Raw genomic sequence first — 20,857 nt, 5'->3', positions numbered from 1 at the left:
AGAAACTGTTTTAGTGACGCGGCATGAGCAGGAGTCGCTTACTCCAGCCCGATGACAAAAAAAAGGCTGATCCGAAGATCAGCCGATAAGTTTTTAGGAGAGGATGCCTGAAAGGCACAGTCCTTGTGACCGGTCGGCGGATCTTTCGCAACTGCGAAGAGCGAAAGCCCGATTGCAAAGGATGCAATGACCGCCCCGGCCGAAAGCAATTGGCAGGGCTTTTGGGCTAAAGGGACGCCGATGCACGGACCAGTTCCCATGGCGGCGACAGACCATCCCCAGCGCTACCGGCGCGACATTGACGGCCTGCGCGCGCTCGCCATCCTGCCCGTCCTGCTGTTCCACGCCCATGTGCCCGGCTTTTCCGGCGGCTATGTCGGCGTCGACATCTTCTTCGTCATTTCGGGCTATCTCATCACCGGCATCCTTGCCCGCGACATTGATCGTGATCAATTTTCGCTGATCCGTTTCTATGAGCGCCGCTTCCGACGGATCATCCCCGCGCTGGCGCTGATGATCCTCGCCACCCTCACCATCGCCGCCTGGCTCTATTTCCCCGGCGATCTGGAGGGGGTGCCCCGATCGGCGCTGGCCGCGACGCTCTTCGCCTCCAATCTGTGGTTCTTCACCGACACCGGCTATTTCGCGGGCGGCGCGGACGTGAAGCCGCTGCTCCACACCTGGTCGCTTGCGGTGGAGGAGCAATATTATATCGGCTTTCCGCTGCTGCTGATGCTGCTTGCCCGCTATGCGCCGCGCTGGCGCACCGCCGCACTGGCGACGCTTGCCGCCCTGTCGCTGGCGCTCGCCATCCTGATGCAGCGGGATACCAGCGGCTTCACCTTCTATCTGCTGCCGACCCGAGCCTGGGAATTATTCGCCGGGGCGTTGCTGGCGATCGGCGCGGTTCCGACGATTCGCCGCCGCGCGGTGGCCGAAATGCTCGCCTGCGCCGGCCTGCTGGCGATCGCCCTGCCGGTCGCCCTCTATGATCGCACCACCGTCTTTCCCGGCCTTGCCGCCCTGCCGCCCGTGCTCGGAGCCGCGGCCCTACTCCATGCCGCGCCCGGCACCAGCGTCGGACGGCTTCTCGGCCGACCGCTCCTCGTCGGCATCGGCCTTCTCTCCTACTCGCTTTATCTCTGGCACTGGCCGCTGATCGTCTTTGCCGAATATGCGACCGACGCGCCGCTGGCGGGAGCACCGCGCTTGGGCGTAATCGCTGCCGCCATTGCCCTCGCCTATCTATCCTGGCGCCATGTCGAGCGGCCGTTTCGCGATCGATCGCGCGTGTCCGACAAGGGGATATTCCGCTTCACCGCCGCCGCCATGCTCCTGCTGTGCTTGGCATCGGGCGGACTGATGGCGATGGGCGGATGGCCGTCCCGCTTCTCCGCGCCGGTGCTGGCGCAAATCGCTGGACGAAATGATTTCAGCCCGACGCGCAAACAATGCCATGACAGCTATATGCGTGGCGCGCGTCCCTGCATCTTGGGCGCACAGGTGGCTCCCGACGCGATGCTCTGGGGCGACAGCCATGGCGTGGAACTGGCCTACGCTCTGTCATTGAAGGCGAAGGCACAGGGCCGCGCCCTGATCCAGCGCACCACCTCCAGCTGCGCGCCGGTCCTGGGCTATGACGGCAGGGACCCGCGCTGCGCCGCCGCCAACCGCACCGCCTTTGCCGCATTGCGCGCCGATCCGGCAATCCGCCGCGTCTATCTGATCGCCTTCTGGGCCAATGGCGATTTCGACGCACCGGGCTTCGTCGCCAAGCTCGACCGGACCATCGCCGCGATCCGGCGCGAAGGGCGGCAGGTCGTGCTGATCGGCCCGGTCCCGCCCCAGCCTTTCGACGTTCCCCGCCACCTTGCCCATCTCGCGCGCGCCGGGCAGCTGAACGAGGCGCGCGGAGTCAGTCGCGCCTGGGTGGAAGCGCGCACGCCGCATCTGCGCGCCCTGTTCGATCGCTGGCGGGGGCGCGACGTATCATTGATCAGTCCGCTGGCGGCGCTATGCGCGTCAGGCCCCTGCGCGATAGAGGCGGACGGCAAGCCGCTCTATTTCGATTCGCATCATTTGAGCGTCGCCGGCGCGCTGCGCGTGATCCGCGACGGCGCTATTCCGCCGCCATTGCATAGCCCGCGCGCGGCAGCTCCACCGCCAGCGCCTCGGCCACGTCCGTGATCAGCGCCTGCATCCGCGCCACGCCGGGACCCGGCTCGTCCAGCGCGCCATCGAGATAGAGTTGCCGATCGATTTCCACCTGCAAGGCATGCAGCCCCCGGCCGGGTCGTCCATGCCGTTCCAGCAGATAGTCGCCGGCATAGGGGGAATTTTGCGCCACCCCTACCCCATGACTATGCGCGATGTCGGCGGCGAGCGCGATCAGCTGGCTCGACGCGCTGCGGCCGAAACGGTCCCCCAGCACGATGCCCGGCGGCGTCTGCCCTGCGCCCGGCGGCGGCAGCGGCGGCATGGAATGAAGGTCGATCAGGATGGCATGGCCATGCGCATCCCGGGTCGCCGTCATCAAATGCGCAAGCGCCGCATGATAGGGCCGATGGGCAGTCTCGATCCGCCGCCGCGCCTCCGCCCACGGCATGGGGCGCAGCCACAGGTCGCTGGCGCCAGGCATCCGCCGAGGAAACAGGCCCAGGCCGCCGCGCAATTTCGCGCTGCTGTGCCAGGCGGCATCGTGCGGCGGGTCGGCGATCATCGCCGGGTCGACCTCCCGCTCATGCCGGTTGAGATCGATCAACGCACGCGGTGCGCGGGCCACCAGCACGGTAAAGCCCCGCGCGATCAGCGGGCGGGCGAGCAAATCCACCCAGCGGTCTTCCAATCGCCGCAGCATGGCGGGGCGCACGCGGGCGGTGGCCATCAGGGAATCGGGATAATCGCGGCCCGCATGGGGAACGGAAAGAATGACGGGACGGTCTGGCAGGTCCGGACCGAAACGGTCGAAGGCGGTGTTACGCACGGACGGAACTGGCAGCACGTCTTCGTTCAAGGCGGCTCCTTTCATCCGATCCGCGAAATTGGTTACCCGGCTGGATAATATTTACACCTTGTCGCATATAAGCGGGCTTCGCGCCACCCTGTCGGGGGCGTGCACGCCGGCGCTGCGCCGGACGGACCGAAGTTGGGGGCAATGATTCGCATTCTACTGGCCGAAGATGATGAGAGCATGCGCGTCTATCTTGCCCGTGCTCTGGAACGATCGGGATATGAGGTCATCGCCGTGGCGACCGGCACGCAAGCCGTGCCCTATATCGATTCCGACCGGTTCGATCTGCTGCTGACGGATATCGTCATGCCCGAAATGGACGGCATCGAACTGGCACAGCATGCAGCGCAGGTCGCGCCGGACATGCGCATCATGTTCATCACCGGCTTTGCCGCCGTCACCCTCAAGGCCGGCAAGGCGGTGCCCCAGGCCAAGGTGCTGTCCAAGCCGTTCCACCTGCGCGATCTGGTGCTGGAGGTTGAGCGCATGTTCGGCAGCGAAAGCCTTTCGGGCCTGAGCTGACCCGCATCAATCGGGCACGACTTCCTGCATGTCGGGCGTCGGGTCGAGCGGGATGCCGGCCATCGCTGCGGCGAAGCGCTCGCGATCCAGCCCCTTTTCCCATACCGACACCACGACCGTCGCCACCGCATTGCCCACGAAATTGGTGAGGCTGCGGCACTCGCTCATGAACCGGTCGACGCCCAGAATCAGGGTCATGCCCGCGACCGGCACGGACGGCACGATCGACAGCGTCGCAGCGAGCGTGATGAAGCCCGCACCCGTCACCCCGGCCGCGCCCTTGGACGAAATCATCGCGACCAGCAGCAGCAATATCTGCTCCTCCAGGCTGATATGCACATTGCAGGCCTGGGCGATGAACAGGGCGGCCAGCGTCATGTAGATATTGGTGCCATCCAGGTTGAAGCTGTAGCCGGTTGGCACCACCAGTCCGACGACTGACTTGCGACATCCCGCCCGCTCCATCTTCTCGATCAGGCTGGGCAGCGCCGCTTCGGACGAGGATGTGCCGAGCACCAGCAGCAGTTCCGCCTTCAGATAGCGGATAAGGTGCAGGATATTGAACCCCACCGCCCAGCACACCGCCCCAAGCACCACCAGCACGAACAGCAGGGACGTCAGATAGAATGTCGCGACCAGCCCCGCGAGATTGGCGAGCGTGCCCACGCCATATTCGCCGATGGTGAAGGCCATTGCCCCGAACGCCCCGATCGGCGCGGCCTTCATCAGGAAGCCCACCAGCTTGAACACGGCATGGCTCGCCGATTCCAGCACCGCCATCAGCGGCGCGGCCTTGTCGCCGATCATGGTGAGCGCAATGCCGAACAGGATGGCGACGAACAGCACTTGCAATATGTTGCCGTCCGCCACGGCCGACACCATGGTTGCCGGGATGATGCTCATCAGGAAGCCGGTCAGCGTGCGCTCATGCGCCTGATGCGCATAGTCGGCGACCTTCCCGGCGTCGAGCGTGGCCGGATCGATGTTGAGTCCAGCGCCCGGTTGCACGACATTGGCGACAATCAGTCCGACGATCAGCGCCAGCGTCGAAAAGGTCAGGAAATAGCCAAATGCCTTTGCCGCCACCCGGCCGATCGCGCCCAGTTCCTTCATGCCGGCGATGCCGGTGACGATGGTCAGGAAGATGACCGGCGCGATGATCATCTTCACCAGCTTGATGAAGGCTTCGCCCAGCGGCTTGAGCTGGACGCCGGCATCGGGAAAGAAATGGCCGATTGCCACGCCCAGTGCGATCGCGACCAGAACCTGAACATAGAGCTGGCGATAGAATGGCAGACGCGGCGCCGTCTGGATCGGCGAAGATGGCGATGGCATCATGATGAAGTGGCGTCCCCCTGTTTGCATCGCAACATATGCCCCCCCCCTTCCCTGTCCAGAAGAATGTGTCCGGGCGCGAAATAACCGCTTGCGCGGGCGCACGCCCCCGGCTATTGGCCCCCTCCACGGCGGGCGTGTAGCTCAGTGGTAGAGCACTGTGTTGACATCGCAGGGGTCGCAAGTTCAATCCTTGCCACGCCCACCATCGAAAAATCCGCCAGGTCTGACGGCTTGGCGGATTTTTTGTTTAATTCCCCATTTCCTCTATCTGAACGATGCGAGGGACGAACCGTGTTCGACGCACCTCCCTGACTTTCAGGCGTCGGTGGCCGCCCGCTCGTCGGACGTCGCCTGTTGGAAAAGCGGAAAGCGGATTATGATTGCCACCCCGGGGTCGAGGGTCTCGATCCAGATGCTGGCGCCCATACGCGACGCTGCGGATTGGACAATCGCCAGGCCAAGGCCGCTACCATCCGCATGGTCGGCGCTGTCCCCGCGAAAGAATCGTTCGAACACCGATTTATGATAGGCAGGCGGGATACCAGGTCCATCATCGCGGACCGACAATAGAATGTGATGGTCGTCACGATCAAGCCGGACCGTTACATTCCCGCCTGGCCGATTATACCGCACGCCGTTGTCGATCAGGTTGGCGATGATCTCGAACACCAGCGTGCGATGTGCCCGCACCAAAAAACGTTCGCCTTCGACCGCTTCGAAATGAAGTTCAATTCGCGCCTGGATCGCCTGATTGATGAGCCGGCTGATAACGGCCTTGCTCACTTCTTGAAGGTCGACCTCTTCGAACGGCGGAGCGATGCCGCCCTCTTCGGCACGCGCCAGCGCCAGCAATTGCGTTACCAGACGCTCTAGCCGTTGGACCGCCTCTGCAATCTCATCAATCGCGCCTGCCGAACCCCGGCGTGCCAATTCGATCTGCACCTTGAGAATGGCGAGGGGCGTGCGCATCTGGTGGGAGGCGTCGGCGGTGAAGCGCCGGACGCCGCTGGTCGCCCGGTCCAGCTGTGCCAGCAGATGGTCGAACGCGGTAGCCAGCAGCTCCAGTTCATTGGGCAGAGGCCCGGCGTCAAGCGGCGAGAAATCAGGCCGCAAATTGGCATCGCGCGCCTCGACGGTGCGGCGTAACCGGGCCAGCGGGCGCAGGCTCCATCCCAGCGCCGGACGGAGCAGCAGGACGGCGACGCCAACGAGCACCACTTCGCCGATCAACAGCGCAATGATGAGCCGGCGAATGAGCATGGTGCGGTTGTCGAGCGTTTCGGCGACCTGCACGATGACCGGCCGTTCGATGCGCGGCAGCATGCGTTTGACTTCCGCGATGCGTATGTCCTGATCGCGAAAGCGCGCAAAGCGAAAGCGGGGCTGATCGATCGCCAGCGTCGCCGGGTCCGGCGCGGGCAGGTCGGCATAGCCGTTCAGCAGGTCCGGCCCCACCGCGATACGGTAATAAACATTGTCGCGCTCGCTATTTTCCAGCATGCCAAAAGCGGCCGGCGGCAGGTCAAGCGTCACTTCGCCCCGTTCCACCTGAACCGTTTCGGCGATCGCCCCCAGCGCGCCCCGCAGCACGCGGTCGTTGGTTCGGCGAACGACATCGGAAATCAGCGTCGCTCCGCCTATCCCGATGATCGCCGCCGCGCCCAGCAACGGCCCCAGCATCGCCGCCAGCAAACGGGTGCGCAGGGCGATCGCGTGCGCTCTGGGGCCGCCTTTACCCCGCATCGAGCATATAGCCGACGCCGCGCACGGTCCGGATCGTCGGTCCATCGGGCGCCAGCTTGCCGCGCACGCGCGTCACATGCACCTCGATCGCGTTGCCGCCGACCGGCTCGTCAAAACCGAACACTTCTCCGATCAGCATTTCGCGCGGCACCACCTGCCCTGCACGCGTGGCGAGCGCTTCGAGCACCGCCAGTTCCCGGCGGCGCAGGTCGATCGGCCGTTCCCCCACCGCGACCGCGCCGGTCGACCGGTTGATGGTCAGCGACCCGACACGGATCTGCGGCGTCGGGTCCCCGCCGCGACGGCGCCCCAGCGCGCGCACGCGCGCTTCCAGTTCTTCGGGATCAAACGGCTTGCGCAGATAATCGTCCGCCCCCAGGTCCAGCCCGCGCACGCGGTCATCCAGCGCGTCCCGCGCCGTCAGCATCAGGACCGGCACCCTTTCCCCGCGGCGGCGCAGATCGGCCAGCACGGCAAATCCGTCCATGCCCGGCAGGCCCACATCCAGGATGATCAGCGCATAGGGTTCGCTGCCCACGATGGCGAGCGCATCCTCCCCGGTCGGGACATGATCGACGGCATGGCCGCTCGCGCGCAACAACGCCGAAATGCTGCGGGCCAGGGCAGCGTCGTCCTCGATCATCAAAATGCGAATGGGGCACCTGCTGATGAAAGGTTGATGACAGCTTGGCTTCGTAACGAACCCCTGCATCTTAATCCGGCGACAGAAGCGGACGAAGCAAGGAGTGGATGATGCAACGGGTTATTCGGATCATGGCGCTGTTGGCAAGTCTGGTTGCGCCGGCCACCACCGCCGTGGCGGAGCGGCCGACGGGCTATCCGCGCTCCTATGACCAGCTGATCGCGGCGGCGCGCGCCGAGCGGCAGGTCATCGTCTACGCCAATGCCGACACGTCGGAAATGGCGCCGGTCATCGTCGCGTTCCAGCGGCGCTATCCCGGCGTCACCGTCCGCTATACCGACCTTGGCTCCAACGAGATGTATCGGCGCTTCGTCGCCGAAACGCGGGCGCGCAAGGCATCGGCGGACCTGGTCTGGTCCTCGGCGATGGACCAGCAGGTAAAGCTCATCAACGATGGCTTTGCGCAGGCCTATGCAAGCCCCGAAAAGCCCGCGCTCCCCGCGTCGGCGGTGTGGAAGAATATGGGATATGGCATCACCGCTGAACCCATCGCCTATGTCTATAACAAGAAAGCCGTGCCCAATCCGCCGCGCAGCCATGCCGCGCTGGAAACGATGCTGCGCCGGGATCGCCGTGCGCTCATGGGCAAGGTCGCGACCTTTGATCCGGCGCGGTCCAACACCGGCTATCTGTACCTGACACAGGATTACGCCATCACGCGCGATACCCAGTCGCTTGTCGAAGCGATGGCAGCCACCCGGCCGGTGCTCGCCACCACGACCGAACCGATGCTGCGCCGCGTGGCCGAGGGCCGGTTGGCCATCGCCTACAATGTGATCGGTTCCTATGCGTTGGAGCGGGCGCGGCGCGACCCGCGGATCGGCGTCGTCTTCCCGCAGGATTATACCATCATTCTCTCGCGCATCGCGTTCATCGCGCGCGAGGCGCGGCATCCCGCCGGGGCCAAGCTGTTTCTTGATTTCCTGCTGTCGCGTCAGGGCCAGTCCCTGCTTGCCCGGCACAGCCTCTGGCCGGTGCGCACCGACATCCGCGCGCGCCGGCTTCCTGCCGCGCAGGCGCGCCCCGTGCGCGTGGGGCCTCAGCTTCTCGTCAATCTCGACCGCCTCAAACAACAGCGCTTTCTGCGCCAGTGGCGCGAGACCTTAGCCTCTGGAGCCAGATAAAATGCCTGCTATTCCGCTACGGGCCGGCTGCGCCGCCTTGGCGCTCAGCGCCGCGACCCCCGCCTTGGCGCAAACGCCCAGTGCGCAAGAGCTGGCGGCGCTCGTCAAGGCGCAGGCGGCTGAAATCGCCACCCTCAAGGCCCGGCTCGACCGGCTGGAGGGGCAAACCCCGCCAGCCGTCACGGCCGCGACCGCCGCGCAGCCTTCAACAACGCCCGATCAGCAGGTCGCACAACAGCAATCGGCACCGCCGCTGGTCATCACCCCGTTCGCGCCGCAGATCGTGCCGCCCGGCCCCGCCGACCTTGACGTGGCGCAGGCCCGCGCCGTCGCCGCCAACCCGGCCGGGGTCACGACCGAATGGGGCGCGGGCCTGCCGGTTTTCCGGTCTGCCGATGGCGTCTTCACCTACAAGCCGCGCGGCCGCATCCTGGTCGATGTCAGCTCGACCTACGGGTCGCGTTACAAGGGCCGCAATACCACGACGACCGGCATGCGGGCATTGCGCCTGGGGCTGGAAGGCGGCGTCGGCCCGCATTTCTTCTATCAGTTCGAAAGCGATTTTTCGGAAAATGAGGTCGATATCGTCACCGCCTTCCTTGGTTGGCGCAATCGCCTGGGCAGCAAGGTCGACTATGACGTGCGCGCCGGCCATTTGTTCAACGATCGCGCCTTTGAAGGCAGCACCGGATCGGATTCGACGCCATTCCTCGAACGCAGCACCGTATCGACCGCCATCATTCCACAGCGCGGCTTCTATGGAATCGGGATCATGGGCAGGCTGTTCGGCCCGGACTGGCATGCCTCGGTCAGCGTGACCGGCGATCGGATCGATGGTCAGCAGGCGACCAATGACAGCCGCACCGTGGCCGCCCGCGCACACTGGAACCCGATCAAGACCGACCGGTCCCTGCTCCATGTCGGCGCCTGGGGCTTTGACGAGGCGCTGTCGTCGGCAGCGACCACCCTGACGCGCAGCACCGTCATCGGCGGCCGCTTCAACGGTGCCGTGCGGGTGTCGACCGGCGAATTGCTCGGCGGTCGATCGACGACCGGCTATGGTCTGGAACTGGGCGGCTATGCCGGCAGCCTGTGGGTGATGGGCGAAGCGGGCCGGCGCGTGGCGCGGCTGACCGGCGACCGGCCGGACTTCGAAAGCAAGGCGTGGAGCCTGTCCACCGGCTTTTTCCTGACCGGCGAATTGCCGCCCTACAACCCGCGCCTCGGCAGCTTTGGCCAGCCCAATGTGCTCAGCCCCACTTTCGATGGTGGTCCCGGCGCGATCGAGCTGACGGCGCGGTACGAAAATCTGGATTATACCGACTTGGCGCTGGGCGGCGATGGCTGGGCCGCGACGCTGGGCGTCAACTGGTATCTCAACAGCTTCACCCGGCTTCAGCTGAACGGAATCCATTGGCGTACCCATAATCGCGCCGGGGACTTCACCGGCAGCGACGACGGCCAGACCGTCAGCGCCCGCGTCGGCGTCACCTTCTGATCCTCCTCTTGTCCCTTCCAAGGATGCAGCAATGAACCTTGCCCTGCTCGGCTTCCTGATGGTCGCCACCTTCATGACGCTGATCATGACCAAGCGGATGACGCCGCTCGTTGCCCTGATCCTCATTCCCTCCATTTTCGGGGTGATTGCCGGTCAGGCGGCGGGCCTGGGCGACATGATGATCGACGGGATCAAAAACCTCGCCCCCACCGGCGTCATGCTGCTGTTTGCGATCCTCTTTTTCTCGACGATGACCGACACGGGCCTGTTCGACCCGCTGGTCGGGCGGCTGGTGCGGATCGTCCATGGGGATCCGCTGCTCATCCTGCTGGGCAGCGTGGTGCTGTGCGCCATCGTCAGCCTCGATGGCGACGGCTCCACCACCTACATCATCACCATCGCCGCTCTGTTGCCGCTCTACAAACGCTTCGACATGAAGCGCATCTACCTCGTCTGCCTGCTGATGGTGGCGAGCGGGATCATGAACCTGACGCCATGGGGCGGGCCGACCGCTCGCGCGGCAAGCGCGCTCAAGCTGGATGCCGCCGATCTGTTCCTGCCGCTCATTCCCGGCATGATCGCGGGCCTGGCCTTTCTGCTGGGCCTCGCTTTCTGGTTCGGCATCAAGGAAAGGCGCCGCCTGGGGCATGTCCATGTGCCGCAGCGGGAACCCGTCGACATCGCCGAACTGGGCGTGTCGCAATATCCCGAAGCGCGCCGCCCGCATCTGCGCTGGATCAATGCCGCGTTGGTCGTCGCGCTGCTTGGCCTGCTCGTCTGGGGCATCCTGCCCTTATCGGTGCTCATGATGATCGCCTTTGCGATCGCGATGGTGGTCAATTATCCCCGCGTCGCGCAGCAGAAGGAACGGATCGCGGCGCATGCCGGCAATGTGCTGTCGGTCGTTTCGCTGATTTTTGCCGCGGGCATCTTTACCGGCATCCTGGGCGGCACCGGCATGGTGGAAGCGATGAGCAAGGAAGTGGTCGGCTTCATCCCGCCTGCGCTCGGTCCCTATATGGCGCCGATCACCGCGCTGCTGTCCATGCCCTTCACCTTCTTCATCTCCAATGACGCCTTTTATTTCGGCATGCTGCCGATCCTGGCGGAGGCGGGCGCGCATTATGGCGTCGAACCCATGGCGATCGCGCGCGCTTCGCTCATGGGGCAGCCGGTGCATCTGCTTTCGCCGCTGGTGCCCTCGACCTATCTGCTCGTCAGCCTGGCGGGCATCGACCTTGCCGATCATCAGCGCTTCACGCTGCTACCGGCCGCCGCCGTCTGCATCGTCATGACCTTGGCGGGAATGATCGCGCTCGCTTTCCCCTTCGTCGCCTGACGGCAGGGGGGCAGGCCATGACCCGGAGTCCCGATCGGGTCATGGCCTGACCGACATCAAAATAGCGCCGCGATCCCCGTGGCGGGATCGACAATGCCTTCGTAGATCATCTTGCCCGCGACATAGAGGATCACCAGCAAGCCGATATAGGCAATCGCGCGATATCGTTCGATGACGCGGGCCAGCAGGTTGGCCGCAACGCCCATCAGCGCGACAGACAGGACCAGTCCGACGACCAAGATTCCCGGATGCTCGCGCGCCGCGCCCGCGACCGCCAGCACATTGTCCAGGCTCATCGACACGTCCGCGACCGCTACGGCCCAGGCCGCCTGAGCAAAGCCCTTTGGCGCGGTGGGGCCGGCGACATCTCCGGCGTCTTCCGCCTCGCCGTCCGAGCGCAACTCGCGCCACATCTTCCACGCGACCCAGACCAGCAAGAGGCCGCCGGCGAAGACCAGTCCCACCAGCTGCATCAGCTGCGTCACCACGAGCGCAAAGGCGATCCGCAGCACCAGCGCCGCGATCACGCCGATGGCGATCACCTTGCGGCGCGAAGCGGGCGGCAGTCCAGCTGCCAGCGCGCCCACCACGATCGCATTATCCGCCGCCAGCATGATGTCGATCAGCACCACCTGACCGAAGGCGGCCAGCGCGGCGGGCGATCCGATATTGGCGAAATCCGCGACGATGTGAGTCCATATTTCGGTCATAGGCTGCTCCATTCTGGGTTTGAGAGGCCGCGGGGGCATAAGGAGCGTTGCTGTCATCGACCTTTCAGGTCAGGGGCGTCAGGATAGTATCGCCTCCCGGCATGCCTGCTGCCGCGTAAATGCACTCTAGGTGCAATGGCTGCCTTTCACGGCTATCCGGTGTCACACATCCAAAACCTAATGGCGGTGTCCGACCCAAATATTTACCGGCTCCAGCGCCCTATTCCCTTCCCTAATAGGATTTTCTCTGGTCTATCCTTGTCGATGGACCAGCCCGCTGCCTCGCCCGCTTTTCCCCGCCCCGTGCGTCCGAACTTCCCTCCCCTTACAGGTGTCGCTTCGTGGTCGCCTCATGGTCGCTTGCGCGTCGCGTCGCTTCTGGGTTTTCCATGTTTTGCGTCGGTGGCCCCCCGACGACACTGTGAACTTCGTAGGAGAAATTCCGCCGCCCGCTCTTACACGCGCGCAGCCATATCCGCCCCAGCGCCAGATTTGGCGTGACATCACCGGCCGCTTTCGCTAAGGGCGCACCCGCAGGCCGTGGCAGAGATGCCGTCGGCCTTCCGTCCGAGACAGTCGGTGAAGGGAATATGCCCTTCTTAATGCCCGGCCTAGACGGGGAAAAGCTCTTTACCGGACGGGCGCTCGCCCGATTCGGGACTGCCTGTTCCTTTTGGGGTTCCAGGCCGGTTGATCTCTCCCCTTCGGACTTTGTGCCCCGTGCGCCTACCCGGCGTGCGGGTTTTGAGCCGTCCTGGCGCGGGCCTTCACCGGCGCTGCGCGGGACATGAAGTGGAGTAATGGCATGGATCGTAATCAGAAAGCTGAGGTCGTTTCCGCGCTGAACGCAGAGCTGGCAGAAGTTGGCGTGGTCGTCGTGACCCGCAACCTCGGCATGACCGTCGCCCAGTCGACCGTCCTGCGCCAGAAGATGCGCGACGCCGGTGCGTCCTACAAGGTTACGAAGAACCGCCTCGCCCGCATCGCCCTTGATGGCACCGACTATACCGCGCTGAGCGACATGCTCACCGGTCCGGTCGGCCTGGCCACCTCGGTCGATCCGGTCGCCGCCGCCAAGGTTGCGATCGATTTCGCCAAGACCAACGACAAGCTTGAGATCGTTGGCGGCGCGATGGGCGAAGTGCTGCTCGATGCAGAGGGCGTCAAGGCGCTCGCATCGATGCCGTCGCTGGATGAACTGCGTGCAAAGCTGGTCGGCCTTATCGTCGCGCCCGCTACCAAGCTCGCAACCGTCACCCAGGCGCCGGCCGCGCAGCTCGCGCGTGTCTTCAACGCCTATGCGGAGAAGGAAGCGGCCTGAGCCGTTCGCCCTCCGATTTTTTGACCCAAATCTGACGGGGCATATCGCCCCAAACAAGGAACTAAACACATGGCAGACATCAACGCTCTGGTCGACCAGCTTTCGGCCCTCACCGTCCTCGAAGCCGCCGAGCTGTCCAAGGCTCTGGAAGAAAAGTGGGGCGTTTCGGCCGCCGCCGCCGTCGCTGTCGCTGGCCCCGCCGGTGGCGCCCCGGCCGCTGCCGCTGAAGAAGTGAAGGACGAATTCGACGTCATCCTGACCGGCGACGGTGGCAAGAAGATCAACGTCATCAAGGAAGTCCGCGCCATCACGGGCCTCGGTCTGACCGAAGCCAAGGCGCTGGTCGAAGGCGCGCCCAAGGCCGTCAAGGAAGGCGTGAACAAGGAAGAAGCCGAAAAGCTCAAGAAGCAGCTGGAAGAAGCCGGCGCGACCGTCGAGCTGAAGTAATCGGTCAGGCGTTCGCGCGGGGGGGCGTGCCTCCTTCGCGAACGCGCCGATCCGGCCTTTTCGGCCGGGGCAAAGAAGGGGCGGCGCCGTCAGGGCGCTGCCCTTTTCGCTTTTGGTGGGGCACGCGATTGGCGATTTCCTTCCCGCCCCGCCTCCCCTATCCTGGCGCGGCCCATGTCCGCTTCCTCCGCCCTCATCGAATGCTGGCGCGCCCATCTCGCCCTCGACCGCCGCCGGTCGGTCCACACCGTCCGCGCCTATCAGGCCACCGCTGAAAGGCTGGTCGCCTTCTTGGAACAGCATCGCGGCGAGGCGGTGACGCAGGCCATGCTGGCGAGCCTGGAGCAGGCCGATCTGCGCGCCTTCCTCACCAGCCGGCGCCACGATGGCATCGGCAATCTCTCCGCCGCGCGCGAGCTTTCGGCGGTCCGGGGTTTCCTCACCTTCATCGGCGGCGAGGATGCGAGGCCTCCCCGGCTCAAGGGACCAAGGGTCAAGCGCGGCCTTCCCCGCCCCGTCTCCCCCGACGAAGCCATGGCGCTGGCCGCCGACATCGCCGAAACCGCCCGCGAAAACTGGATCGGCGCCCGCGACTGGGCCGTGCTGCTGCTGCTCTACGGCGCGGGCCTGCGCATTGGTGAGGCAATGGGACTGACCGGCGCAGTCTGGCCGCTGGGCGACACGCTGCGCGTCACCGGCAAGCGCGGCAAGACCCGGCTCGTGCCCCTGCTGCCGCAATTGCGCGCCGCCATCGAAACCTATGTCGCCGCCTGCCCCTATCCGCTGGAGCGCGACGCCCCGCTGTTTCGCGGCGCACGCGGCGGCCCGCTCTCCCCTGCGCTGATCCGTCGCGCCGTGCAGGGGGCACGCGGCCGCCTAGGCCTGTCAGAGCGCACCACGCCCCACGCCCTGCGCCACAGCTTCGCCACGCATCTGCTTGGTCGCGGCGCGGATTTGCGCAGCCTGCAGGAACTGCTCGGGCATGCCAGCCTGTCGTCCACGCAAATCTATACGCAGGTCGACGCCGCCCATCTGCTCGACATCTACCGCAACGCCCATCCCCGCGCCTGACCCTTCAGCCGCGCGGCCGCCAGGTCGCCAGACGCCAGAGATAGAAGATCACGGCACCGACCACGCACACGCTCGCCGCCGGACCCAGATAGCGGTCGATATCCTGGAAATGCCGCCCCAGCGCAAAGCCGGCATAGGCAAGGATGATGTTCCAGATCAGTGCTCCGCCCGCCGTCCACAGCAGGAAACGGATATGCCCCATGCGAAACAGACCGGCGGGCAGCGATATCATCGTGCGGAACGCCGGCAGGAAGCGGAACACGAAGACGACGATCTGCCCATATTTGCCGAACAGGCGATCCAGTGCCTCGACATCGCGCCACTCCAGCGTCGCCCAGCGGCCATAGCGATCGACCAGCGGCTTCAACCGCTCGAACCCCAGCATATGCCCGACCAGATACCAGAAATAATTGCCGATCGTGGTGCCCAGCGTCCCGGCCAGCAGCAGCCATTCCATCGCCATCCGCCCCTGCCCGACGCGAATGCCGCCAATCCCCATGATGAGTTCGGACGGGATGGGCGGAAAGACATTTTCCAGCACCATGAGGAAGCCGATGCCCCAATAGCCGCCCGCGTCGATCAGGCGCAGAACCCAGTCGGTCATGTCAGCGGCTCATGGTCTGGAAAAGGGATCACCGCGGCTCAACGCGCCAAGCGCCAGTCCGTTCAGTCCGCCGCCCGCGCCGCCAGCCGCGCGTCGATCGCGTCCCAGATCATCCCGCCGGTGTCCGTGCCGTCGAACGCCTCGATCGACACGATGCCGGTGGGCGAGGTGACGTTGATTTCCGTCAGCCATTCGCCCCCGATCACGTCGATGCCCACAAACAGCAGCCCGCGCGCCTTGAGCTCCGGCCCCAGGGCCGCGCAGATTTCCCGTTCCTTGTCGGTAAGTTCTGTCTTGGCCGCCGATCCGCCAACAGCCAGGTTCGACCTAATTTCGCCCTTGCCCGGTATGCGGTTGACCGCGCCCATCACCTCGCCATCGACCAGCACGATGCGCTTGTCCCCTTCCGCGACGCCGGGGATGAAGGCCTGCACCATGAAGGGTTCGACCCATTTTTCCTTGAACAGCTCGACCAGCGAGGACAGGTTCGCCCCGTTCGCGCCGACATGGAACACCGCGACGCCGCCATTGCCGTATAGCGGCTTGACCACGATCTCGCCATGTTCCGCCAAGAAGCTTTTGACCTCGGCCAGGTCGCGGGTGATCATGGTGGGCGGCATGAAGCGCGCATAATCGAGTACGAACAGCTTTTCGGGCGCATCGCGCACGCTGCCGGGATCGTTGACCACCAGCGTTTCGGCCTGCACCCGCTCCAGCAAATGGGTGGCGGTAATGTAGCTCAGGTCGAAGGGCGGGTCCTGCCGCATCAGCACCACGTCGACGTCGCGGCCTAGGTCCAGCATCTCCCATTCGCCCAGCGCGAAATGATCGCCCTGCACTTTCTGCACCCGCACCGGCCGCGCCTTCGCCAGCACCCGACCGTCGCGATAGGTGAGGTCGGGCGCGAGGTAATGATACAGCTTATGCCCGCGCGCCTGCCCAGCCAGCATGATGTGGAAGGTCGAATCGCCGGCGATGTTGATCCTTTCCATCGGATCCATCTGCACCGCGACGGTCAGGGGGTTGAATTGCGTCATTCCAAACACCTTCCACTCACAAGGACAGGGCGCGGCAGGCCGCCGTCACCCCCCATGCCAGACATTGGCCAGATGGCGCGGCGGGCGGCCCGGCGCAAGAAGGATGACGTCTATTCGCATATCGTCCCCCGGCTTCGCCAGATCATGCCAGAGGATTTCGGCCGCCGCCGCAACCCGCGCCAGGCGGCGTTCGTCGATCGCCAGGTCTAGCTCCGCTACACTCGCCCGCGCCTTCACCTCGACAAAGGCGAGCATCGCGCCGCGCCGCGCCACTATGTCGACTTCACCTGCGCGCGTGCGCATCCGGCGGCCGACAATCTGCCACCCCTTGAGCCGCAGCCACCAGGCGGCGATGCGCTCGCCCTGCCGTCCGCGCTGATCCGCCTGGGCGCGGCTCATCCCTTAAGGTCCATCGCCCGGTCATAGAGAGTCCGGCGGTCAAGCCCCAGCTTCCTGGCGACCTCACCAGCGGCTTTCGACACGGGCAGGCGCGTCATTGCCTCCAGCAAGGCGGCGTCGGCATCCTCCGTACTGGCCGGGGGCGCTTCGCCGGGCGGCCCGACGATGACAACGATCTCACCCTTGGGCGGCGTATCGGCGTAGCGCTGCGACAGGGCAGTCAGCGTGCCCGTCGCCGTTTCCTCGAACGCCTTGCTGATCTCCCGGCTGACGGCGGCATCCCGATCGCCCAGATGCGCGGCCATTGCCGACAGGCTGTCGGACAGGCGCGGCCCGCTTTCATAGAAGACCAACGTCGCGCGCAGCGCCGCCACTTCGCCCAGCGCATCGCCCCGCGCCTTGGCCTTGGCCGGCAGGAAGCCCATGAAAAGGAAGCGGTCGCTCGGCAGCCCCGAGAGCGTGAGCGCCGCGATCGCGGCGCTGGGGCCGGGCAGCGTCGTCACCTTGCGCCCTGCCGCGCGAGCATCACGCACAAGCTTGTAGCCAGGATCGGAAATGAGTGGCGTGCCCGCGTCCGAAAGCAACGCCACTGATTCGCTTGCCATGCGATCGACCAGCCGCTGGCGGACATGATCCGCACTGTGATCATGATAAGGCAGCATCGGGCGGTCCGATCCGGCATGGCGCAGCAGGCGGGCGCTGACCCGCGTATCTTCGACCGCGACCACGTCGGCCCGCCGTAATATCTCGGCCGCGCGCGGGGTCAGGTCTCCAAGGTTGCCGATCGGCCCCGCGACGATGTAAAGCCCGGGCTCCAGCCCAGAAAGTTCAGTTTCCATAAGGACGCCAGATGACAGAGACGGATGCCCCCCGGCAAGCGAACATCTTCGCTTCAATGAAGCGCGGTGCGCGCGTCGCCTTCATGGGCGCGGCCCTGTTCCTGGCCGCCTGTCAGTCAATCGTGCCCAAGGCACCGGCCCCCAGCACACCCAACGCGCCTACGCGACCGACCACGCCCGAAGTCGTCCAGGGCCTGCCCACCGACACGGCTCGCCACCGCGTCGCGCTGCTGGTGCCGATGAGCGGGGCCAATGCCGGGGTAGGCCAGTCGATCGCCAACGCCACGACGCTGGCGCTGCTCGATACCAAGACCGACAAGGTGCGCATCACCACCTATGATACGGCAATGGGCGCAGCGGCCGCCGTGAACAAGGCGCTGGCCGATGGCAACCGGCTGATCCTGGGACCGTTGCTGGCGGAAGATGCGCGGGTCGTGGGGCCAATCGCGGCGCGGGCGAATGTGCCGGTCATAAGCTTTTCCAACGACAGCAGCGTCGCGGGCAACGGCGTCTATATCATGGGCTACAACCCCAACCAGTCGATCGAGCGAGTGGTCGATTTCGCGCGCGCCAAGGGGCTGAGCCAGTTCGGCGCGCTGGTGCCGCGCGGCACCTATGGCGAACGGGCGGGCAATGCGATGCTGCGTGCGGTCGAGCAGGCCGGCGGGACCGTCGTGTCGATGCAGACATTCGACCGATCGGCAGGGTCGATCGCCGCAGCGGTCAAGGCATTGCAAGCGTCCTCCAGCTATGACGCGTTGCTGATCGCCGATTCCGGGCGCGTCGCGTTGCAGATCGCGCCGATCCTGCGCAAAAATGGCGGCGGCAGCGCCCGGTTGCTGGGCACCGAATTGTGGAATGCGGAACCATCGCTTGCCAGCAATCCCGCGCTGCGCGGCGCCTGGTTCGCCAGCGTCTCGGATGGCCTCTATCGCCAGCTCGTCGCCAAATATCGCGCCCGGTACGGGTCGGCGCCATTTCGCCTGTCGTCGCTCGGCTATGACGCGGTGTTGCTGACCGTGCGGATCGCCCAGCAGTGGAAAGCCGGCGCGCCCTTCCCCGCCGCTCGGCTGCGCGACGCGGGAGGATTTTCCGGTATCGACGGCGCCTTCCGCTTCACCCGCACGGGCGTTGCCGAACGCGCTCTGGAAGTCTCGGAGGTCGGCGCGGGCAATTTCACCGTCATCGATCCCGCCCCGCGCAGCTTTGGCGAGTGAGAACCAGCTGGCGGCTTGCCCGCATCCGATCCGTTTGCCTGTCTGTGCAAGCCCTGACCGGAAAGAGCTGAACCCATGACGTTGACCGTCCGCATCCTCATTGCCCTGGTCTTCGGGCTGATCTGCGGCATTGCCATCGCCGAATGGGGCGGCGCCTGGGACAGGACGATCGTCGACGTGGTGCAGCCGATCGGCAAGGCGTGGCTTGGCGGATTGCAGATGCCGCTCATCCCGCTGATCTTTGCCCTATTGGTTACGGGCATCGCGCAGGCAGCGACGACAGCGCGGAATAATGGCCTCGCCGCGCGCGCAATCGGCTTGTTCGCGATCCTGCTGGTCGGGGCGGCAAGCGTCGCAGCGCTTGCCGGGCCGCTCCTGCTGACGCTCTGGCCGGTGCCGGAAGGCGCGGTGGGCGCGCTGGCGGGCGCAGGACCGGTCAGCGAGGTCCCGGACGTGCGGCCCTCGGCGGAATGGCTGCTCGGTTTCATTCCCGTCAACCCGCTCAAATCGGCAGCCGATGGGCAAGTGGTCGCCATCGTACTGTTCGCGCTGATCTTCGGCTTTGCGGTGACGCGGATCGCGGCAGACAGGCGCGCGCAGCTGGTCGGCTTTTTTCAGGCGCTGGCCGACGCACTGCTCGTGGTGGTGAACTGGGTCTTGTGGCTCGCGCCCTTGGGCGTATTCGCGCTCGCGCTGGTCGCGGGCGCGCGGTCGGGCCTCGCGACGGCGGGCGCTCTGCTCCACTATATCCTGTTCATCGTGGCCTTGTGCCTGCTGGTGACATTGCTCGTCTATCCGATGACGGTCCTGCTCGGCCGGATCGGCGTCGGCCGGTTTGCCCGCGCCGCCTTTCCAGCGCAGGCCATCGCCTTTTCGACGCAAAGCTCGATCGCGTCGCTGCCTGCTATGATCCAGGCAAGCGATGGCGCGCTGGCGGTGCGGGAAACGAGCCGGTCCATCGTCCTGCCGCTGGCGATTTCCCTCTTTCGGATCACCAGCCCGCCCGCCAATCTGGGCGTCGCCCTCTATGTCGCTGCCATGAATGGCGTCGATCTGGGCGCGACGCAGCTGGTCCTGGGCGTGCTGGTGGCGGCGGTGGTCAGCCTGGCCGCCGTGGGGCTTCCCAGCCAGATCACCTTCTTCACGACCACGGGGCCCATCTGCCTTGCCATGGGCGTGCCGGTGGAGGCGCTGCCGCTTTTGCTCGCGGTGGAAACGGTGCCCGACATCTTCCGCACTGTCGGCAATGTCACCGCCGACATGGGCGTTGCCCGCATCCTGGACCAGCGGCGCGCAGCGGACTGACGGGCGTTTGTCAGGGCGCGCGGCGCACGCTGATGATCCTGACGGGTGTTTCGAGCATCTGGCCCTTCATGACGCCTTCACCCTTGGTCGGCGATTTGGGCGCGGCGAGGATCGCCTTGATCACATCCAGCCCCTCCACCACATGGGCGAAAACCGCAAATCCCTGATTATCGCCGGCTGCGTCGGGATTGGCGTCCATGGACGGCATCCGCCCCAGCACGACGAAAAAGTCGCCAGTCGCGCTGCCCGGCGCATAACGCGCCATGGAAAGCGCCCCGTCATCATGGACCAGGCCCGTCTGGCTGGTCGGTTCATGCGCGATCGGCGGCAGGATGCGTTTGGGGTCATTTTGCGCGCCGCCCTGCACGAAGCCATAATCGGCAGCGCCAACGCCACGGTAGAAGGCCGTGCCATCGAGACGCTTCTGATCGACATATTTCAGGAAATTGGCGGCGGTGATGGGGGCCTTGCCGCTATGCACCGCGAGCACGATCGGCCCCTGCTCCGTCTGCATCAGCACGCGAACATCGGCCGGATCGGGGGCGGATGACGAAGAAGTCTGCGCCGATGCCGGGACGATCGACAGGAAGGCGGAGAGGATAAGGACAAGCTGGCGAATCATGTCCGCCA

The 20,857-nt window shown here is 65.5% G+C and carries 20 protein-coding genes and 1 tRNA gene; 11 read left to right on the top strand and 10 right to left on the bottom strand.

Annotated features, from left to right (window positions below):
- Nucleotides 1–258: 258 nt before the first annotated feature.
- Complete coding sequence (locus SAB01S_RS03440) at nucleotides 259–2,187, top strand: acyltransferase family protein (protein WP_062731702.1); 1,929 nt, start codon at nucleotides 259–261, stop codon at nucleotides 2,185–2,187.
- Here the strand turns inward: SAB01S_RS03440 and SAB01S_RS03435 are convergent.
- The gene (locus SAB01S_RS03435; RefSeq protein WP_439646647.1) at nucleotides 2,120–3,013 is read right to left on the bottom strand and encodes an N-formylglutamate amidohydrolase; all 894 of its coding nucleotides are present in this window, start codon (nucleotides 3,011–3,013) and stop codon (nucleotides 2,120–2,122) included. The two genes, SAB01S_RS03440 and SAB01S_RS03435, sit on opposite strands and share 68 nt — an antisense overlap.
- 141 nt (nucleotides 3,014–3,154) lie before the next feature.
- Between SAB01S_RS03435 and cpdR the strand changes: the two genes are divergently transcribed.
- Nucleotides 3,155–3,532 carry a cell cycle two-component system response regulator CpdR gene (gene cpdR / locus SAB01S_RS03430; RefSeq protein WP_021228743.1) on the top strand — a complete coding sequence of 126 codons (378 nt, stop codon included), beginning with the start codon at nucleotides 3,155–3,157 and terminating at the stop codon, nucleotides 3,530–3,532.
- Between the two features lie 6 nt (nucleotides 3,533–3,538).
- Here cpdR and SAB01S_RS03425 read toward each other — a convergent pair whose 3' ends face one another.
- A complete protein-coding gene (locus tag SAB01S_RS03425; RefSeq protein ID WP_062731795.1) occupies nucleotides 3,539–4,870 on the bottom strand; it encodes a dicarboxylate/amino acid:cation symporter in 1,332 nt (443 codons plus the stop codon).
- A 130-nt stretch (nucleotides 4,871–5,000) separates the two neighbouring features.
- Here SAB01S_RS03425 and SAB01S_RS03420 point away from each other — a divergent pair.
- Nucleotides 5,001–5,075: transfer RNA gene (locus tag SAB01S_RS03420), tRNA-Val, on the top strand.
- Nucleotides 5,076–5,185: 110 nt separating this feature from the next.
- Here SAB01S_RS03420 and SAB01S_RS03415 read toward each other — a convergent pair.
- Both SAB01S_RS03415 and SAB01S_RS03410 read right to left on the bottom strand, forming a co-directional pair.
- Nucleotides 5,186–6,613: a sensor histidine kinase gene (locus SAB01S_RS03415; protein WP_062731700.1), complete on the bottom strand. Its 1,428-nt coding sequence runs from the start codon at nucleotides 6,611–6,613 to the stop codon at nucleotides 5,186–5,188.
- Nucleotides 6,603–7,256: a response regulator transcription factor gene (locus tag SAB01S_RS03410; protein WP_062731699.1), complete on the bottom strand. Its 654-nt coding sequence runs from the start codon at nucleotides 7,254–7,256 to the stop codon at nucleotides 6,603–6,605. The genes SAB01S_RS03415 and SAB01S_RS03410 overlap by 11 nt, the downstream gene beginning before the upstream one ends.
- 110 nt (nucleotides 7,257–7,366) lie before the next feature.
- Between SAB01S_RS03410 and SAB01S_RS03405 the strand changes: the two genes are divergently transcribed.
- The 3 genes from SAB01S_RS03405 to SAB01S_RS03395 are packed head-to-tail and all read left to right on the top strand — an operon-like array spanning nucleotide 7,367 to nucleotide 11,277.
- Entirely contained in the window at nucleotides 7,367–8,440 is a 1,074-nt protein-coding gene (locus SAB01S_RS03405) for an ABC transporter substrate-binding protein (RefSeq protein WP_062731794.1), read from the top strand.
- 1 nt (nucleotide 8,441) lies between these two features.
- Complete coding sequence (locus tag SAB01S_RS03400; protein ID WP_062731698.1) at nucleotides 8,442–9,938, top strand: OprO/OprP family phosphate-selective porin; 1,497 nt, start codon at nucleotides 8,442–8,444, stop codon at nucleotides 9,936–9,938.
- 31 nt (nucleotides 9,939–9,969) lie between these two features.
- Nucleotides 9,970–11,277, top strand: coding sequence for a CitMHS family transporter (locus tag SAB01S_RS03395; RefSeq protein WP_062731697.1), 1,308 nt, complete (start codon nucleotides 9,970–9,972; stop codon nucleotides 11,275–11,277).
- Between the two features lie 56 nt (nucleotides 11,278–11,333).
- Here SAB01S_RS03395 and SAB01S_RS03390 read toward each other — a convergent pair whose 3' ends face one another.
- Nucleotides 11,334–11,987: a YjbE family putative metal transport protein gene (locus SAB01S_RS03390; protein WP_062731696.1), complete on the bottom strand. Its 654-nt coding sequence runs from the start codon at nucleotides 11,985–11,987 to the stop codon at nucleotides 11,334–11,336.
- Nucleotides 11,988–12,792: 805 nt separating this feature from the next.
- On the opposite strand from SAB01S_RS03390, the gene rplJ reads away from it, so the two are divergent.
- From rplJ to SAB01S_RS03375, 3 genes are all read left to right on the top strand, one after another.
- Nucleotides 12,793–13,308: a 50S ribosomal protein L10 gene (rplJ, locus tag SAB01S_RS03385; RefSeq protein ID WP_021228813.1), complete on the top strand. Its 516-nt coding sequence runs from the start codon at nucleotides 12,793–12,795 to the stop codon at nucleotides 13,306–13,308.
- A gap of 69 nt (nucleotides 13,309–13,377) precedes the next feature.
- Nucleotides 13,378–13,755, top strand: a complete 378-nt coding sequence (gene rplL / locus SAB01S_RS03380) for a 50S ribosomal protein L7/L12 (RefSeq protein ID WP_021228814.1) — start codon at nucleotides 13,378–13,380, stop codon at nucleotides 13,753–13,755.
- A 174-nt stretch (nucleotides 13,756–13,929) separates the two neighbouring features.
- Entirely contained in the window at nucleotides 13,930–14,826 is an 897-nt protein-coding gene (locus SAB01S_RS03375; RefSeq protein WP_062731695.1) for a tyrosine recombinase XerC, read from the top strand.
- A gap of 4 nt (nucleotides 14,827–14,830) precedes the next feature.
- On the opposite strand, the gene SAB01S_RS03370 is transcribed toward SAB01S_RS03375, so the two are convergent.
- From SAB01S_RS03370 to rsmI, 4 genes are all read right to left on the bottom strand, one after another.
- On the bottom strand, nucleotides 14,831–15,430 hold the full coding sequence (locus tag SAB01S_RS03370) for a DedA family protein (RefSeq protein ID WP_021228816.1): 600 nt from the start codon (nucleotides 15,428–15,430) through the stop codon (nucleotides 14,831–14,833).
- 62 nt (nucleotides 15,431–15,492) lie between these two features.
- Complete coding sequence (gene gshB, locus SAB01S_RS03365; protein WP_062731694.1) at nucleotides 15,493–16,467, bottom strand: glutathione synthase; 975 nt, start codon at nucleotides 16,465–16,467, stop codon at nucleotides 15,493–15,495.
- Nucleotides 16,468–16,512: 45 nt separating this feature from the next.
- Nucleotides 16,513–16,866 carry a YraN family protein gene (locus SAB01S_RS03360; protein ID WP_062731693.1) on the bottom strand — a complete coding sequence of 118 codons (354 nt, stop codon included), beginning with the start codon at nucleotides 16,864–16,866 and terminating at the stop codon, nucleotides 16,513–16,515.
- Entirely contained in the window at nucleotides 16,863–17,705 is an 843-nt protein-coding gene (rsmI, locus tag SAB01S_RS03355) for a 16S rRNA (cytidine(1402)-2'-O)-methyltransferase (protein WP_062731692.1), read from the bottom strand. The genes SAB01S_RS03360 and rsmI overlap by 4 nt, the downstream gene beginning before the upstream one ends.
- A gap of 11 nt (nucleotides 17,706–17,716) precedes the next feature.
- On the opposite strand from rsmI, the gene SAB01S_RS03350 reads away from it, so the two are divergent.
- Together SAB01S_RS03350 and SAB01S_RS03345 are read left to right on the top strand one after the other, a co-directional pair.
- Nucleotides 17,717–18,922: a penicillin-binding protein activator gene (locus SAB01S_RS03350; protein WP_062731691.1), complete on the top strand. Its 1,206-nt coding sequence runs from the start codon at nucleotides 17,717–17,719 to the stop codon at nucleotides 18,920–18,922.
- A gap of 75 nt (nucleotides 18,923–18,997) precedes the next feature.
- Nucleotides 18,998–20,227, top strand: coding sequence for a dicarboxylate/amino acid:cation symporter (locus SAB01S_RS03345; RefSeq protein WP_062731690.1), 1,230 nt, complete (start codon nucleotides 18,998–19,000; stop codon nucleotides 20,225–20,227).
- A 10-nt stretch (nucleotides 20,228–20,237) separates the two neighbouring features.
- On the opposite strand, the gene SAB01S_RS03340 is transcribed toward SAB01S_RS03345, so the two are convergent.
- On the bottom strand, nucleotides 20,238–20,849 hold the full coding sequence (locus SAB01S_RS03340; RefSeq protein ID WP_062731689.1) for a peptidylprolyl isomerase: 612 nt from the start codon (nucleotides 20,847–20,849) through the stop codon (nucleotides 20,238–20,240).
- Between the last annotated feature and the right edge of the window lie 8 nt (nucleotides 20,850–20,857).

Source organism: Sphingobium abikonense NBRC 16140, assembly GCF_001598335.1.
Lineage (GTDB): Bacteria > Pseudomonadota > Alphaproteobacteria > Sphingomonadales > Sphingomonadaceae > Sphingobium > Sphingobium abikonense.
The sequence above is the reverse complement of the archived record's forward strand: the minus strand, read 5'-3'. Positions and strand labels throughout refer to the sequence as shown.